Source organism: Mycobacterium sp. NGS16, assembly GCF_059813225.1.
Genome location: NZ_JCALEE010000001.1, coordinates 996975 through 1012292 on the forward strand (window position 1 = coordinate 996975; position 15318 = coordinate 1012292).

General features: G+C 69.4%; 17 protein-coding genes and 1 other RNA gene. 15 read left to right on the forward strand and 3 right to left on the reverse strand.

Annotation, left to right across the window (positions count from 1 at the left end):
• Positions 1–19 precede the first annotated feature (19 nt).
• Complete coding sequence (hisN, locus tag AC5Y4Q_RS04930; RefSeq protein WP_499958208.1) at positions 20–832, reverse strand: histidinol-phosphatase; 813 nt, start codon at positions 830–832, stop codon at positions 20–22.
• A 23-nt stretch (positions 833–855) separates the two neighbouring features.
• Here hisN and AC5Y4Q_RS04935 point away from each other — a divergent pair, with 23 nt between their 5' ends.
• The gene (locus tag AC5Y4Q_RS04935; protein ID WP_064922247.1) at positions 856–1185 is read left to right on the forward strand and encodes a hypothetical protein; all 330 of its coding nucleotides are present in this window, start codon (positions 856–858) and stop codon (positions 1183–1185) included.
• A gap of 77 nt (positions 1186–1262) precedes the next feature.
• Here the strand turns inward: AC5Y4Q_RS04935 and AC5Y4Q_RS04940 are convergent, their stop codons facing one another.
• Positions 1263–2639, reverse strand: a complete 1377-nt coding sequence (locus AC5Y4Q_RS04940; protein WP_064922248.1) for an FAD-dependent oxidoreductase — start codon at positions 2637–2639, stop codon at positions 1263–1265.
• Positions 2640–2736: 97 nt separating this feature from the next.
• Here AC5Y4Q_RS04940 and prfB point away from each other — a divergent pair, with 97 nt between their 5' ends.
• The 10 genes from prfB (at position 2737) to AC5Y4Q_RS04990 (ending at position 10059) form a co-directional block, all read left to right on the forward strand.
• Positions 2737–3852 carry a peptide chain release factor 2 gene (gene prfB, locus AC5Y4Q_RS04945; RefSeq protein ID WP_125225440.1) on the forward strand — a complete coding sequence of 372 codons (1116 nt, stop codon included), beginning with the start codon at positions 2737–2739 and terminating at the stop codon, positions 3850–3852.
• 4 nt (positions 3853–3856) lie between these two features.
• Complete coding sequence (locus tag AC5Y4Q_RS04950) at positions 3857–4759, forward strand: mechanosensitive ion channel family protein (RefSeq protein WP_064922250.1); 903 nt, start codon at positions 3857–3859, stop codon at positions 4757–4759.
• Positions 4756–5268 carry an Rv3103c family proline-rich protein gene (locus AC5Y4Q_RS04955; RefSeq protein WP_064922251.1) on the forward strand — a complete coding sequence of 171 codons (513 nt, stop codon included), beginning with the start codon at positions 4756–4758 and terminating at the stop codon, positions 5266–5268. Before AC5Y4Q_RS04950 ends, AC5Y4Q_RS04955 begins: the two co-directional genes overlap by 4 nt.
• A gap of 50 nt (positions 5269–5318) precedes the next feature.
• Complete coding sequence (ftsE, locus tag AC5Y4Q_RS04960) at positions 5319–6008, forward strand: cell division ATP-binding protein FtsE (RefSeq protein ID WP_064922252.1); 690 nt, start codon at positions 5319–5321, stop codon at positions 6006–6008.
• Between the two features lies 1 nt (position 6009).
• Positions 6010–6903, forward strand: a complete 894-nt coding sequence (ftsX, locus tag AC5Y4Q_RS04965) for a permease-like cell division protein FtsX (RefSeq protein ID WP_064922253.1) — start codon at positions 6010–6012, stop codon at positions 6901–6903.
• Positions 6904–6905: 2 nt separating this feature from the next.
• The gene (gene smpB / locus AC5Y4Q_RS04970; RefSeq protein WP_064922289.1) at positions 6906–7403 is read left to right on the forward strand and encodes an SsrA-binding protein SmpB; all 498 of its coding nucleotides are present in this window, start codon (positions 6906–6908) and stop codon (positions 7401–7403) included.
• Positions 7400–8245: an EamA family transporter gene (locus tag AC5Y4Q_RS04975; protein ID WP_185746755.1), complete on the forward strand. Its 846-nt coding sequence runs from the start codon at positions 7400–7402 to the stop codon at positions 8243–8245. Before smpB ends, AC5Y4Q_RS04975 begins: the two co-directional genes overlap by 4 nt.
• 24 nt (positions 8246–8269) lie before the next feature.
• Positions 8270–9103 (forward strand): maleylpyruvate isomerase family mycothiol-dependent enzyme, encoded by an 834-nt coding sequence (locus AC5Y4Q_RS04980; RefSeq protein ID WP_499958212.1) that lies wholly within the window; start codon positions 8270–8272, stop codon positions 9101–9103.
• 112 nt (positions 9104–9215) lie between these two features.
• Positions 9216–9607: a transfer-messenger RNA gene (gene ssrA / locus AC5Y4Q_RS04985) on the forward strand.
• An 83-nt stretch (positions 9608–9690) separates the two neighbouring features.
• Positions 9691–10059, forward strand: a complete 369-nt coding sequence (locus tag AC5Y4Q_RS04990) for a DUF488 domain-containing protein (RefSeq protein ID WP_125225590.1) — start codon at positions 9691–9693, stop codon at positions 10057–10059.
• A 13-nt stretch (positions 10060–10072) separates the two neighbouring features.
• Here AC5Y4Q_RS04990 and AC5Y4Q_RS04995 read toward each other — a convergent pair whose 3' ends face one another.
• The gene (locus AC5Y4Q_RS04995; RefSeq protein WP_125225589.1) at positions 10073–10573 is read right to left on the reverse strand and encodes a hypothetical protein; all 501 of its coding nucleotides are present in this window, start codon (positions 10571–10573) and stop codon (positions 10073–10075) included.
• A 170-nt stretch (positions 10574–10743) separates the two neighbouring features.
• Here AC5Y4Q_RS04995 and AC5Y4Q_RS05000 point away from each other — a divergent pair, with 170 nt between their 5' ends.
• Genes AC5Y4Q_RS05000 through AC5Y4Q_RS05015 form a run of 4 tightly spaced genes read left to right on the forward strand, consistent with a single transcriptional unit; the run spans position 10744 to position 15314 of the window.
• The gene (locus tag AC5Y4Q_RS05000) at positions 10744–12069 is read left to right on the forward strand and encodes an MFS transporter (protein WP_125225593.1); all 1326 of its coding nucleotides are present in this window, start codon (positions 10744–10746) and stop codon (positions 12067–12069) included.
• On the forward strand, positions 11951–13501 hold the full coding sequence (locus tag AC5Y4Q_RS05005) for a PucR family transcriptional regulator (protein WP_064922256.1): 1551 nt from the start codon (positions 11951–11953) through the stop codon (positions 13499–13501). Before AC5Y4Q_RS05000 ends, AC5Y4Q_RS05005 begins: the two co-directional genes overlap by 119 nt.
• 59 nt (positions 13502–13560) lie before the next feature.
• Positions 13561–14817, forward strand: coding sequence for an NAD(P)/FAD-dependent oxidoreductase (locus AC5Y4Q_RS05010; protein WP_064922257.1), 1257 nt, complete (start codon positions 13561–13563; stop codon positions 14815–14817).
• 47 nt (positions 14818–14864) lie between these two features.
• Positions 14865–15314, forward strand: coding sequence for a GreA/GreB family elongation factor (locus AC5Y4Q_RS05015; RefSeq protein WP_064922258.1), 450 nt, complete (start codon positions 14865–14867; stop codon positions 15312–15314).
• Positions 15315–15318 lie beyond the last annotated feature (4 nt).

The window sequence follows — 15318 nt, forward strand, 5'->3', positions numbered from 1 at the left end:
GGCGCCCGCGCCGGCGCCCCTAACCCGTGGTCAGGCGGCTCAAGACCGGCTGGTGCAGCAGCGCATTCGCGGCCACAGCGCTGCCGCCGTGCGGCCCCGGGGCGCCGGTCAGATCGGTGAACGTTCCGCCCGCCTCGCGCACCAGTACGTCCAGGGCGGCCAGATCCCACACCGATACGGCCGGTTCGACGACGACGTCGACCGCGCCCTCGGCCAGCAGGCAGTACGCCCAGAAGTCGCCGTAGGCCCGCACCCGCCACACCGCCTCGGTCAGGTCGAGGAACTGCTCCCGCAGGCCGCGCAGCGCCCAGGTCGTCAGGCCGGCGAACGACAGGCTGGCCGAGTCCAGGTCGCCCACCGCCGACACCGACAGTCGACGCGCCGGCCGGTCACCGAAACTGCCGAACGCGCCCTGGCCGTCGGCGGCCCACCACCGCCTGCTCAGCGCCGGGGCGCTGACGACCCCGACGCGGGGGACGCCGTCGACGAGCAGCGCGATCAAGGTGGCCCAGACCGGGACCCCGCGCACGAAGTTCTTGGTGCCGTCGATCGGATCGATGATCCACTGGCGGCCGCTGAACGATGTTGTGCCGCCGAACTCCTCGCCGAGGATCTCATCGGCGGCCCGGTCCGCGGCCAGCATCTCGCGCAGCGCGGTCTCGACCGCCTGGTCGGCGTCGGTGACCGGGGTGAGGTCCGGCTTGGTGTCGACCCGCAGGTCCAGGGCACCGAATCGAGCCAGGGTGATCGCGTCGGCCCGGTCGGCCAGGGCCAACCCCAGGGCGAGGTCTGCTTGGAGATCGGGGTCGAGATTGTCGTTGCTCTGCGCCATGGCTGCAGTCCTACCATGGCCTGATGTGGGAGATGTGGGCGCTGCTGTTGCTGCTGGCGATTCTGGCGGTGTTCGTCGCGCCACGGTTCTTCCGCCCGGGTCCAGGCGGCGGAGCCCAAGACGGCACCCTGCTGGTCACCGGCGTCAGCCCGCGGCCCGAGGCTGTCGGTCAGCAGTACGTCACGATCACCGGCGTCATCAACGGGCCCGGAGTGGATGAGCACGAGGTCTACCAGCGACTCGCGGTCGACGTGGCCAACTGGCCGAGCATCGGCGACCTACTGCCGGTGGTGTATTCGCCGCGCAACCCCGACAACTGGAATCTGGTGGGCCCGCCCTCACCCCGAGACTGAATCGGCCGACGCCGCACCGGTGTGTCGCGTCGTCAGATTCCGGTTCGCGCCACCGCGCAGACCGTGGCGCCGAACGCTCAGCCGTGCCCGACCCGCAGCATCTCGGCGACGCTGACCAGCTTGACGCGGGGCCGGCCGTGCGGCTCCCCGGTGGACCGCTCGTGCGCGTCGATCAGCTGCCAGTGCTCGGCGGTGACCAGCTCGGGCTGGCGGGACAGCAGCCACTTCTCCAGCTGCACGTCATAGTCGGCGTCGACATCGGGCAGTTCGGCTGCTGCTGCCCGGGAGGCCAGGTCGGCGGCGAGGGTGTCGACGGTGGCCTGCGAGTCGCTCTTGTTGGAACCGATCACCCCGGACGGCCCGCGCTTGATCCACCCGACCACGTACTGATTGCGGGTGCCTTCGATACGGCCGTCGGTGTGCGGAATGGTGCAGCTGCGCTCGTCGAACGGCAGACCCGGCGTCGGCACCCCGCGGTAGCCGACCGCCCGCACCACCAGATCGACCGGTAGCACTTCGCGCTCCCCGGTGTCGCGGGCGCTGACCCTGCCGAGTTCGTCGGTGACGAGTTCATTGCGGCCCAGCACGATCTCCTGCACCCGGCCCTCGCCGCGGATCTCGATGGGGGAGGTGCGGAACCGGAATACGATGCGGCGATTGCCCGGATGCTGCTCGCGGCCGACGTAGCCGCTGAGCACCTTGAAGTTCGCCCTCGGGTGTTTGCCGGCGGCTTCGGCGTCGGCCTCGGTGATCCCGGCCAGTTCCTCGGGCGGGATCACCACGTCGACGTTCTCGAGGCTTTTCATCTCGCCCAGTTCGCGCAGCTCCGGGCTGGTGAAGGTGGCTTGCAGCAGGCCGCGGCGGCCGATGACCACCACCTCTTCGATACCGCGCGGGTCGAGCAGTTCCAGCGCGTGGTCGGCGATGTCGGTGTTGCGCAGTTCGTCGGGGTCGCTGACCAGGATGCGTGCCACGTCCAGGGCCACATTGCCGTTGCCGATCACCACCGCGCGCTTGCCGCTCAGGTCCGGGGTCATGTCCTTGAAGTGCGGGTGGCAGTTGTACCAGCCGACGAAGTCGACGGCGGCGACGCTGCCGGGCAGATCCTCGCCCGGGATGCCCAGGTGCCGGTCGGACTGGGCGCCGACGGCGTAGATCACCGCGTCGTAGCGTTCGGCGAGTTCCGCGGCCTGTACGTGCTCGCCGACGGCGATGTTGCCGAAGAACCGGAACCGCGGATCGGCCGCGGTCTTCTCGAACTGCGCGCTGATCGACTTGATCTTCGGGTGATCGGGTGCCACGCCGGAGCGCACCAGACCCCACGGCGTCGGCAGCATCTCCAGCATGTCCACGCGCACGTCGACCTCACCGCCGGCGGCCAGCTTGAGCAGGGAGGCCGCGGCGAAATACCCGGACGGGCCGGAGCCGACGATCGCGACGTGGTAGGGCCGCATCCTCGAACCTTCTTTCCTGTCGGGAAGTCGTGCATGCACCGGCGTATCCCCGATGCTAGAGGTCGACTCCCGATGCTCGCCGGTAACCTCGATAAACGTGGAACCCGACCGCCAGTCCGACATCGCCGCCCTCGACGCCACTTTGACCACGGTGGAGCGGGTGTTAGACGTCGATGGCCTGCGCAGCCGCATCGACAAGCTCGAGCACGAGGCGTCCGACCCCAACCTGTGGGACGACCAGGCCCGCGCCCAGCGGGTGACCAGCGAGTTGTCACATGCCCAGGGCGAGCTGCGCCGGGTGGAGGAACTGCGCCGCCGCCTCGACGACCTGCCGGTGCTTTACGAGCTGGCGGCCGAGGAGGAGGGACAGGCTGCAACCGACGCGGTGGCCGAAGCCGACGCCGAACTCGCCTCACTGCGCGCCGACATCGAGGCGATGGAGGTGCGCACGCTGCTGTCCGGCGAGTACGACGAACGCGAGGCGCTGGTCACCATCCGCTCCGGTGCGGGCGGCGTGGATGCCGCGGACTGGGCGGAGATGCTGATGCGGATGTACATCCGCTGGGCCGAGCAGCACAAGTACGGCGTCGAGGTTTTCGACACCTCCTACGCCGAAGAGGCCGGGATCAAGAGCGCGACATTCGCGGTGCACGCCCCGTTCGCCTACGGCACGCTGTCGGTGGAGCAGGGCACGCACCGGCTGGTGCGGATCAGCCCGTTCGACAACCAGAGCCGCCGGCAGACGTCGTTCGCCGAGGTCGAGGTGCTGCCGGTGGTGGAGACCACCGACCACATCGACATCCCCGAAGGCGATGTGCGGGTCGACGTCTACCGCTCCAGCGGGCCGGGTGGGCAGTCGGTGAACACCACCGACTCGGCGGTGCGCCTTACCCACCTCCCGACCGGCATCGTCGTCACCTGCCAGAACGAGAAATCCCAGCTGCAGAACAAGGTGTCGGCGATGCGGGTGCTGCAGGCGAAGTTGTTGGAGCGCAAGCGTTTAGAGGAACGCGCCGAACTCGACGCGCTCAAGGGCGACGGCGGCAGCTCGTGGGGCAACCAGATGCGCTCCTATGTGCTGCACCCCTATCAGATGGTCAAGGACCTGCGCACCGAGTACGAGGTGGGCAACCCGGCAGCGGTGCTCGACGGTGACATCGACGGATTCCTGGAAGCCGGAATCCGGTGGCGCAACAGGCCGGAGGGCGACTGACCTCATGGTGGTGGCGTTCTCGCCGGGACAGCGCTGGCATGACCTGTGGCACGGTGCCATCGGCGAGTGGGTGATCACCAAGGGATTGCGGATCGTCCTGCTGCTGATCGGGGCGGTGCTGGCGTCGCGATTCATCACCTGGGCGGCGCGTCGGGTCACGCGTCGCCTCGAACTCGGCTTTCAGGCCAGTGACGCGCTGGTGCGCTCGGAGGCCTCCAAGCATCGCCAGGCGGTCGCCTCGGTGATCTCCTGGGTGTCGGTGGTGCTGCTCGGGGTGGTGGTGGCCGTCCAGATCACCGGCATCCTCGATGTGCCGATCGGCTCGCTGGTGGGGCCGGCCGCGGTGATCGGCGGCGCGCTCGGTTTCGGCGCCCAGAAACTGGTGCAGGATCTGCTCAGCGGCTTTTTCATCATCACCGAGAAGCAGTACGGCTTCGGCGACCTGGTGCAGCTGAGCATGATCGGCGCGACGGTCGAGGCGCTGGGGACCGTCGAAGACGTGACCTTGCGGGTGACCAAATTGCGCACCCCCAACGGCGAGGTCTTCACGGTCCCGAACGGCAACATCGTCCGGTCGTTGAACTTGTCCAAGGACTGGGCACGGGCCGTCGTCGACATCCCGGTTCCCACCACCGCCGATCTGAACCGGGTCAACGAGGTGCTGCACCAGGTGTGTGAGAACGCGCGCGAGGCCGACGCCCCGCTGCGCGACCTGCTCTTGGACGAGCCGTCGATCATGGGGGTGGAGAGCATCGAACTCGGTGTGGTCAATCTGCGCATGGTGGCCCGCACCCTGCCCGGCAAGCAGTTCGAGGTGGGACGCCGGCTGCGCATTCAGGTGGTGCGAGCGCTGGCCTCGGCCGGTGTCGTCACCGCCGGCGAGGTGAAGCCGGTGGAGACGCCGTGAATATCAGCCTGAACAAGCCGGAGACCGCCCGCGCCGCGGCCAAGCGGCGCTGGCCGGTGCACCTGTTCAATGGCCGGATCCGCACCTCGACCGTGGTGTTGATCATCGCGTTCGCGGTGGTGTGGTGGGTTTATGACACCTACCGGACCGAGCCGACACCGCCGGCCGCCCCCCAGGTGGTGCCACCCGGTTTCATCCCCGACCCGGCCTACACCTGGGTGCCGCGCACCAAGTTGCAGCAGCCGCCGGTGACCGTCACCGAGACGGTCACCCCCACACCGACCACGACCGAGGCGCCGCCGCCGACCACCGAGACACCGCCGCCGCCGTCACCGGTGCCCGGGTTTCCGTTCTGTCCGCCGCTGTGCCCGCCTCCCGCCCCGGCTCCGCCCGAACAGGTGCCGCCGCCGGCGCCTGGGCTGCCGCAACCGCCGCCACTACCCGGCGCCCCGCACGCCCCCGCCCCGCCGCCACCGGGTCCGCCGACTTCGTATCCTGCGGCGCCGTAGATGTGGCCTGACCGGCGCCGGCACGCCGCACGGCTAAACTGCGTGCCGTGATGATCACGCTCGACCATGTCACCAAGCAGTACAAATCGTCGGCGCGACCGGCGTTGGACAACATCAACGTCAAGATCGACAAGGGCGAGTTCGTGTTCCTGATCGGACCGTCCGGTTCGGGCAAGTCGACGTTCATGCGGCTGCTGCTGGCCGAGGAGACCCCCACCAAGGGCGACATCCAAGTGTCGAAGTTCCACGTCAACAAGCTGCCCGGTCGCCACATCCCGAGCCTGCGCCAGGTGCTGGGCTGCGTGTTCCAGGACTTCCGGCTGCTGCAGCAGAAGACCGTGTTCGAGAACGTCGCGTTCGCCCTCGAGGTGATCGGCAAGAAACCGGAGATGATCAACCGGGTGGTCCCGGAGGTGCTGGAGATGGTCGGGTTGTCCGGCAAAGCCAACCGGCTGCCCGGCGAGTTGTCGGGAGGGGAGCAGCAGCGGGTGGCCATCGCGCGCGCGTTCGTCAACCGGCCGCTGGTGCTGCTTGCCGACGAGCCCACCGGCAACCTCGACCCGGAGACCAGTGAGGACATCATGGATCTGCTGGAGCGGATCAACCGCACCGGGACCACGGTGCTGATGGCGACGCACGACCACCACATCGTCGACTCGATGCGCCAACGGGTCGTCGAGCTGTCACTGGGGCGGCTGGTGCGCGACGAACAGCGCGGGGTCTACGGGATGGACCGCTGACGTGCGCTTCGGTTTCCTCTTCAACGAAGTCCTGACCGGACTGCGCCGCAATGTCACCATGACGGTGGCGATGATCCTGACCACGGCGATCTCGATCGGGTTGTTCGGCGGCGGCCTGCTGGTGGTGCGCTTGGCCGATCAATCCCGCAACATCTACCTGGACCGGGTCGAATCGCAGGTGTTTTTGAATCCCGACGTCGCCGCCGACGACCCGAACTGTGACGCGCCGGCCTGTAAGGCGCTGCGCGAGCGCATCGAGGCACGCGACGACGTGAAGTCGGTCCGCTATCTCAATTCCGACGACGCCTACGCCGACGCGATCCGCAAGTTCCCGGAGTTCAAGGATGTGGCCAGCAAGGACTCCTTCCCGGCGTCGTTCATCGTCAAGTTGGAAAACCCTGAGCAGAGTAGGGATTTCGACGCCGCGATGGCCGACCAGCCCGGTGTGCTCAGCGTGCTCAACCAGAAGAAGCTGATCGACCGGCTCTTCGCCGTGCTCGACGGGCTCTCCAGCGCTGCGTTCGCCGTTGCCCTGGTGCAGGCGATCGGGGCGGTGTTATTGATTGCCAACATGGTTCAGGTCGCCGCGTACACCCGCCGCACCGAGGTATCGATCATGCGACTGGTGGGGGCCAGCCGCTGGTACACCCAGTTGCCGTTCCTGCTGGAGGCGGTGCTGGCCGCGACCGTGGGCGTCATCATCGCGGTCATCGGCTTGATCGTGGTGCGGGCATTGTTCCTCGACAACGCGCTCAGCCAGTTCTATCAGGCACATCTGATCGCCCGTATCGACTACGCAGACATCTTGTACATCTCACCGATCCTGCTGTTGCTGGGCGCAGCGATGGCCGGGGCGACGGCGTATGTGACGCTTCGTCTGTACGTCCGGCGGTAGTGGTGGCCAAGAAGGCGGCGGGCAAGCGCACCGACAAACCGGCCAAGCAGATCATTGCGTCGAATCGCAAAGCACGGCACAACTATTCGATTCTGGACGTCTACGAGGCCGGGGTGGCGCTGGTGGGCACCGAGGTGAAGAGCCTGCGGGCGGGCCAGGCCTCCCTGGTCGATGCGTTCGCCACCGTCGACGACGGGGAGGTGTGGCTGCGCAACATGCACATCCCCGAGTACCGGCACGGCAGTTGGACCAACCATGACCCGCGACGCACCCGCAAGCTGCTGTTGCACCGACGCCAGATCGACACGCTGATCGGCAAGATTCGCGACGGCAACCTCACCTTGGTGCCGCTGTCGGTGTATTTCACCGAAGGCAAGGTGAAAGTCGAACTGGCGCTTGCCCGCGGCAAGCAGGCCCACGACAAGCGGCAGGATCTCGCTCGCCGGGATGCCCAGCGCGAGGTGTCGCGCGCGCTGGGACGACGCGCCAAGGGCATGTGATCGGGGCAGGGCTGGCACTGCTGTCAGCGGCCGGCTTCGGGTTCAGCGATTTCGCCGGCGGCCTAGCCGCGCGCCGGGTACCGGCGCTGCGGGTGGTGCTGGTGTCCTACCCGGTGGCGCTGATGTTGTTGGGCACGCTGGCGATCGCGGTCGGTGGGCCGATCCCGCCGGGAGCAATCGGCTGGGGCCTGGCCTCCGGGCTGGCGCTGGGACTGGGCGGGTGGTGGTTCTACGCCGCCCTGGGTTCGGGTCCGATCGCGGTGGTATCCCCGGTCTCGGCGGTGCTGACCGCGGGGGTACCGGTCGTCATCGGTGTCCTGCAGGGAGAGCGGCCCGGCACGGTGGCCGCGGCCGGAATCGTGCTGGCCCTGGTCGCCGTCGCCTTGGTGAGCCGGCAGGCCACCGACGAGGACATCCGCCCGCACCGGTTCACCCGCAAGGTGGCGTGGCTGACCGTCGGCGCCGGCGTGGCGTTCGGTCTGGACTTCGTGTTCATCCACGAGGCCCCGGCCGACTCCGGACTGTGGCCGCTGGCGTTCGCGCGGGTGGCGGCCGCGGTGCTGGTGGTCACCGCGGCGACCGGCGCCGGGGAGCTGCGGGTGCCCACCGGCGCGACGCTGCGGCTGGCGCTGCTGGCGGGGCTGGCCGATACCGGCGCCAACGTCGCGATGCTGCTGGCCCTGCGCGGATCGGAGCTGTCGCTGGCCAGCGTGCTGATCTCGCTGTTCCCGGCGGTGACGGTGGTGCTGGCCATCGTGGTGCTGCGCGAGCGGGTGCATCGTGGGCAGCTGGTCGGCATGGTGGCGGCGGTGGTTTCGGTGGCGATGATCACCGCCGGATAGCGGCCGGGTTTAGCATCGGAATCCATGACCGACCCTGCCTTGACGCGGCTCGACAAGTCCGAGGTGTTGGCAGGGCTGTTCGCCTGCTGGGATGGCCTCGATAAGTTGCTGGGCGGTTTGACCGACCAGCAGTGGTCGCAGCCGGTGCCGTTGCCGGGGTGGTCGGTGCACGACGTGGTGGCACACCTCGTCGGAACCGAATCGATGCTGCTCGGAACGCCCACGCCGCAAAGCGATCTCGACGTCTCGGCGCTCGAACACGTTCGCAACGAGATCGGGGCGAACAACGAGTGCTGGGTCCGTCATCTGCGTGGCGAATCTCCGGCGGATCTGCTGGGGCGGTTCCGGTCGGTGACCCAGCAGCGGCGCGCGGTACTGGCGGGGCTCTCCGATGACGACTGGAGCGCGCCGACCGCCACACCGGTCGGTCCGGACAGCTACGGCCGGTTCATGCGCGTGCGGATCTTCGACTGCTGGATGCACGAACTCGACATCCGTGACGGGGTGGGACTGCCGGCCTCAGATGCCGAGCTGGCCGGCCCGGCGGCCGCGCTGGCTCTCGACGAGATGTCCGCCGCGATGGGAAGGGTGGTGGGCAAGCTCGGCGGGGCGCCCCAGGGCTCCCGGGTGGCCCTCGAGCTGACCGGGCCACTGGCGCGAACCATCCGGGTGACGGTCGACGGCCGCGGCCGGGTTGTCGACGACTTCGGCGGCGAGGCGCCCACCGCGGTGATCCGGATGGACGGGCTGGCGTTCACCCGGGTGGCCGGCGGGCGCGCAGCACCGGACGGGGTCGAACTCGACGGCGACCGGGATGTCGCCACCCGCATCGTGCAGCACCTGAACTACGTCATCTGAGGTGTCGCCCCAGGCCGGGCCCGGGAAGAAAATGTCGCGACCTGTCGTTGCAGACCGGTACCATGGGTTGTCTCGCCGAACCGGCGGGGCAGCGCAAGAAATATAAGGACAGGGGGCTGAAAGGTTTCGACTTCGCGCGTCGAATCAAGGGAAGCGTGCCGGTGCAGGCAGGAGACCACCGTAAGCGTCGCTGTAACCAAGTAAGCGCCAAGGTTGCACTTACTCCGGCTAAGGTCGCTCTCCAGAGCGACTTCGCCCTCGCTGCCTAAGCGACGGCGGGCCTGTCAGACCGGGACCTCCCTCGGCCCGGACCCTGGCATCGACTAGAGGGATCCACCGATACGTCCGGTCGCGGGACTTATCGGGACACCAACAGCGACTGGGATCGTCATCTCGGCTAGTTCGCGTGACCGGGAGATCCAAGTAGAGGCATAGCGAACTGCGCACGGAGAAGCCTTGAGGGAATGCCGTAGGACCCGGGTTCGATTCCCGGCAGCTCCACCCCGAGAAGCTGGCCAGAGCACAAGCTCTGGCCAGCTTTCGTTTTCGGCCCGCCGGGGGCCGGCTTGCCGGCGATACGCTGGGGCATGACCGCGAAAACCACGATCCGGGTGGCCCGCGTCTACGACGAACCCCGCGCCGACGACGGGCAACGCATACTCGTCGACCGGGTGTGGCCGCGCGGATTCCGCAAGGACGACCCGCGGGTGGGGCACTGGTTCAAAGACGCGGCACCGTCTCGGGAGCTGCGCAGCTGGTACAACCACCAGCCGGAGCGTTTCGAAGAGTTCGTCTCCCGCTACGAAGCGGAACTGCGCTCCCCGCAGGGCGCCACAGCGTTCAACGCCCTGCGCGCGCTGACCCGCGGCAAGAAGACCGTCACCCTGGTGACCGCGACTCGCGACGTGGAGGGCAGCCAGGCGGCGGTGCTGGCCAAGTTGCTGGCCCGACCGTGACGGCGCGCCAAGCCTAGCCGCGGCCCGCGGTGGTGATCAGCGCTCCGATCGGGATGCTCACGATCAGGGCCGCGATGAAGAGCCGGTAGGCGACCAGCGCCCAGCCGCGTCGCGCGGCACGGCGCACCACGTAGAGCAGCCATGCCAGCACACCCAACAGCAGCGCCGAACCGATGTCGAACACCACGATGTGGTCGGTGACCACACCCAGCACGATCGCCGCTCCGGAGGCGTTGAACGCCAGCGCGGTGACCCTGGCCGCGCCCGGCGGCAGTGGCTCGGCGGCCAATAACGCTTGACCCGCACCCAACACCAGCTGGCCGACGCCGAGCACCAGCACCAGGTAGGCGACCGCCCAGACGCCGTGGCGGGTCGGTGCCGGCGCAGCAATGGCGGCGGCCAGCCCGCCGCCGCCCACGATCGCGCCGGCGCCGGCCACCGCAAACGGTGCGAACGCGGCCCGCTGATCCCATAACGCCAGCACCACCGGCCGCCGTACCGGGTCGTCATCCATCGCTGGGCCCTCTCTGCGCCGCGGTAGCTCTTCATGATCAAGCTTGCGGGCCTGAGATTACCGGGGGCGGACCGATGACCCGGCTCACAGCGATCCCTACCGCGGATTCCAGGTCTTGCCGAACCGTTGCCTAAAATCGGCAGGTGACTTCTGATTCCCGGGCCGCCCGCATGCGGCTGCCACGGGAAGTCTTCGTGTTGCTCGGCGCCAACTTCTTGATCGCGCTCGGCTACGGGGTGGTGTCGCCGGTCTTGCCGGTCTATGCCCGCCAGTTCGGGGTGAGTATCTCCGCGACGACCTTCCTCATCACCGCATTCGCGCTGATGCGCCTGTGCTTCGCGCCGGTGAGCGGTCTGCTGGTGCAGCGGCTGGGAGAACGCCGGGTCTATGTGACCGGCCTGTTGATCGTCTCGGTGTCGACCACCGCCTGTGCATTCGTCCAAACCTACTGGCAGCTGCTGCTTTTCCGCGCGCTCGGCGGCGTCGGGTCGACGATGTTCTTCATCGCGGCGGTGGGCCTGATGATCCGGATCAGCCCCGCGGATGCCCGCGGGCGGGTCGCCGGGATGTTCGCTACCGCGTTCCTGCTGGGCACCGTCGGCGGTCCGGTATTGGGCAGTCTCACAGCGGGTTTCGGGTTGAGCGCCCCGTTTTTGTTCTACGGATCGGTGCTACTGGTGGCGGCCACCGGCGTATTCGTCAGTCTGCGTAATTCGCACCTGGCCGAACCGGCTGACTCGACGGGACCCACGGTGTCGGTGCGCGCGGCGCTGCGCCACCGGGCCTACCGCTCGGCGCTGTTGTCGAACTTCGCCACCGGCTGGTCGGTATTCGGGCTGCGGGTGGCGTTGGTGCCGCTGTTCGTCACCGAAGTCCTGGACCGCGGACCCGCCGTCGCCGGTCTGGCACTGGCAACGATCGGGATCGGCAATGTCTGCGCGGTGCTGCCCAGCGGCCACCTCTCCGACCGGATCGGCCGGCGGGGCCCACTCATCCTCGGGCTCGCGGTGGCCGGCGCCGCGACGATCCTGCTCGGTGCCAGCGGCTCGCTGGCGGTGTTCCTGATCGCGGCGTACCTGGCCGGGCTGGCCTCGGGAATGTACGGGGCGCCGCAGCAGGCCGTCATCGCCGATCTGGTCGGCAACCAGGCCCGGGCCGGCACCGCGGTGGCGACCTATCAGATGATGGCCGACCTCGGGTCGATCGTCGGGTCACTGGCGGTCGGCCAGATCGCCCAGCGGCTCTCGTTCGAGTGGGGGTTCGCGATCAGCGGCGCCGTGCTGCTGGTGGCCGCCGTCGCCTGGGTGCTGGCGCCAGAGACGCGGGCCCGCAGCCCGATCGGCGGGATCACCGGCGAGGCGTGGTTAGGCTCGGTTGATGGTGACGCTGGACCGGCTGGTCAACGTGGTGGGCAGCTACGGGGTACGCCTGCGGTTCTGCTCCGTCCCGCGGACGACGCCGCTGAGCAGCGTGGTGATGCACGAGGTGACCGGTGAGCGCGCCGTCATCGGCGACGTTCTGCTGGCCGTCGGCGCGCGTTCGGTAAAAGAGGCGGTGCGCTGGGCGGTGGCCGCCAAGGCCGTCGCCGTGCTGGTGCGCGACGCCGAGGACAAGACCGCGTTCGCCGGCGAGGGCGAGTCGCTGGCCGTGCTGGTGGTGGATCCGGCGGTGTCCTGGAGCGAACTGGCCGCGGTGGTCTACGGGCTGGTGCTCGAAGGCCGGGAGACCGAATCCGGCCGCGGGCCTACCGATCTGTTCGCGGTGGCCGACAGCCTGGCCGATGCCGTCGGCGGAGCGGTCACCGTCGAAGACCAGCTCGGCCGGGTGCTGGCCTACTCGCGAGGCCAGCGGCACGCCGATCCGGCACGGTCGGCGACGATCCTCAACCGGCAGGAGGCCGGGCCGCTGCGGGAGCTATTCGAAAAGCGCGGCGTGCTAGAGCATCTGGATCGCCACGATGAACCGCTGTTCGTCGCCGCCGAACCCGAGCACGGGCTGACCGGCCGGATGGTCGTGGCGGTACGGGCCGGCCGCGAGCTGCTGGGAGCGGTGTGGGTGGCCTGCCCGGCCCCCCTGCGTGGCCAACGGCTGACGGCACTGGCCGACGGAGCACGCACGGTGGCATTGCACGTCCTGCGATCCCGGGCCAGTGCGGACCTGGAGCGTCAGGTCGAATCCGATTGGGTGACGCGGCTACTGGACGGTCGAACCGACCCGGCCGACGCCGCCGCCCTGGTCGCCAGGCTGGGGCTGCCGCAGGCGCCGCTGCGGGTGATCGCCGTGCACACCCGGATCGCCACGCAGCCGCATGCCGGGCTGTTGCTGGCCTTCGAGGCCGTCACCACCGGATTCGGCTGGTCGCGCCCCGGCCGCAGCGCGCTGGACGCCAACACCGTCTACACGGTGCTGCCCGCCCAGGACGCGGCGCAGGCCCGGCACTGGGTGAGCGGGCTGCGCTCGGCGCTGCCGCAACAGGCCAGTGTGCTGGCGGGGATCAGCGCGGTCGCCGGCGTGGCCGAGCTGGCCGCGGCGCGCCGGGAGGCCGAAGAATGCCTGGCGCTGCACGAAGCCGGGCCGCCCGACGCCGCGCCGCCGGCCTACGACGAGGCCTGGGACGAGATCGTGCTGCGACGGCTGTATACCGCGGCCCGCGCCGGCCGGGTCCCGGCCCGCGGGCCGGTCGCCGAACTGCGCCGCCACGATGCGGCACACGGCACGCCGTATGTGGCCACGCTGCGCGCCTGGCTCGACGCCCAGGGCGATCTGGCGCGGGCGGCCGAGCGCCTCGGCGTGCACGAGAACACGATGCGCTACCGGTTGCGCAAGATGGCCGAGGTGACGCCTCTGGGCCTCGACGATGCGCGCACCCGATTCGCGGCGATGATCGAGCTGGCGGCCGGTGACATGTCGGTTTTCGACAAACGCTGACCTCGTCGTTGTGTGATTAGGTCAAACCGGTTTCCGGCGATCGCCGCATCATGGGATACATGGGTGCGGGCAATCGGATCGACGGCGCGCCACGGTCGGTGATCGTGGTGGGCGCCGGCATCGTCGGGTTGTCCACCGCCTGGTTCCTGCAGGAACGCGGGGTCGAGGTCACCGTCGTCGATCGCGTCGGCGTCGCGGCCGGCTCCTCGTGGGGCAACGCCGGCTGGATCTCCCCGGCGCTGGCCATACCCCTGAATGAGCCGGCCAATCTGCGCTTCGGACTGCGGTCCCTGCTGAGCCGGGGTGCGCCGCTGCAGGTGCCGCTCAACGCGGGCCCGGGGCTGTGGAGCTTTCTGGCGCGTTTCGCCGCCAACAGCCGCCCGTCGACCTGGCGCCGTGCGGTGCGGGCCAACGCGCCGCTGAGTGCGGAATGCATCGAGGCCTACGACGTGCTGGTGGCCAACGGGGTGGACGCGCCGGTCACCGATGCACCGATCACCGCGATCTTTCGCACTTCGGCCGACGCCGAGCGCCTGCTCGACGAGCTGCGGCGGTTCTCCGAGGCCGGCAGGCCGGTGTTCTGCACCGAACTGACCGGTGCGGCGCTGCGGGAACGGGTGCCGCTGGCGTCGTCGGCGGTCGCCGCCGCGGTGCAGATCGACGGCCAGCGGTTCCTCGACCCGGGCCGGTTCGTCACCGCGCTGGGACGCGCGGTGGTGCAGCGCGGCGCCGCGCTGCACACGGTGGACGTCGCCGACGTGACGCCGGCCGCAGACGGTGTGGTGGTGACCGGCCGTGACGGGACGACGCTGACGGCGGCCGCGGCGGTGATCGCCAGCGGCGCCTGGCTGTCGCAGCTGGCGGCCCGTTGGATTCGGGTGCCGGTGCGCGCCGGGCGCGGCTACTCCTTCACGGTTCCGGTCGACGGGCCGGTCACCGGCCCGATCTACCTTCCGGACGCCCGAGTGGCCTGCACACCGCTGAACGCCAAGCTGCGGGTCGCCGGCACCATGGAGTTCGGCGATCCGGACGCCCCGATCAATCCCGCCCGCGTCGAAGCCATCGTCGCGGCGACCCGGCCGCTGCTGGACGGGGTGCGCTGGGCGGAGCGCACCGAAGTGTGGGTGGGTCCGCGCCCGGTCAGCCCCGATGGGCGCCCCCTGGTGGGGGAGGTGTGTCCGCGCACCGTTTACGTCGCCGGCGGCCACGGGATGTGGGGGCTGACGCACGGCCCGGTGACCGGGCGGCTGCTCGCCGAGCAGATCACCACCGGCAAGCAGTCCACTGTGTTGCGTGAACTCGATCCGCTGCGCTGAAACTAGTTCGTACCCAAGCCAATTGCAGTTTGTAAAGGAGATCGTCGATGGCTGATTCGCAAGGTGTCTGGATGACACAGCAGACCAAGGACCGGCTGCTGGCCGAGCTGGCCGAATTGTCCGAGCCGCACATCGGTTCAGGCACCGCCGACATCAGCGAGCAGCAGGCGCGCCAGGCTCGGATCCACCAGATCCACGATCTGCTGTCGGTGGCGGTCGTGGGGGAGGACCCGCCGGACGACGGGGTGGCCGAGCCCGGCATGGTGCTCACCGTGCGCTACGACGACGGGGAGACCGAGACCTTCCTGCTCGGGGTGCGCGACGACGACCAGAGCGGGCTGGAGGTCTATTCGCCGCAATCGCCGCTCGGCAAGGCCATCGCCGGAGCGCGCCCCGGCGAGCAGCGCAGCTATCAGGTGCCCAGCGGCGCCAACGTGACGGTCACCCTGCTCGACGCGGTGCCCTACGGGTTGCATCAGACCCAGCACCCGGCCTGAATGC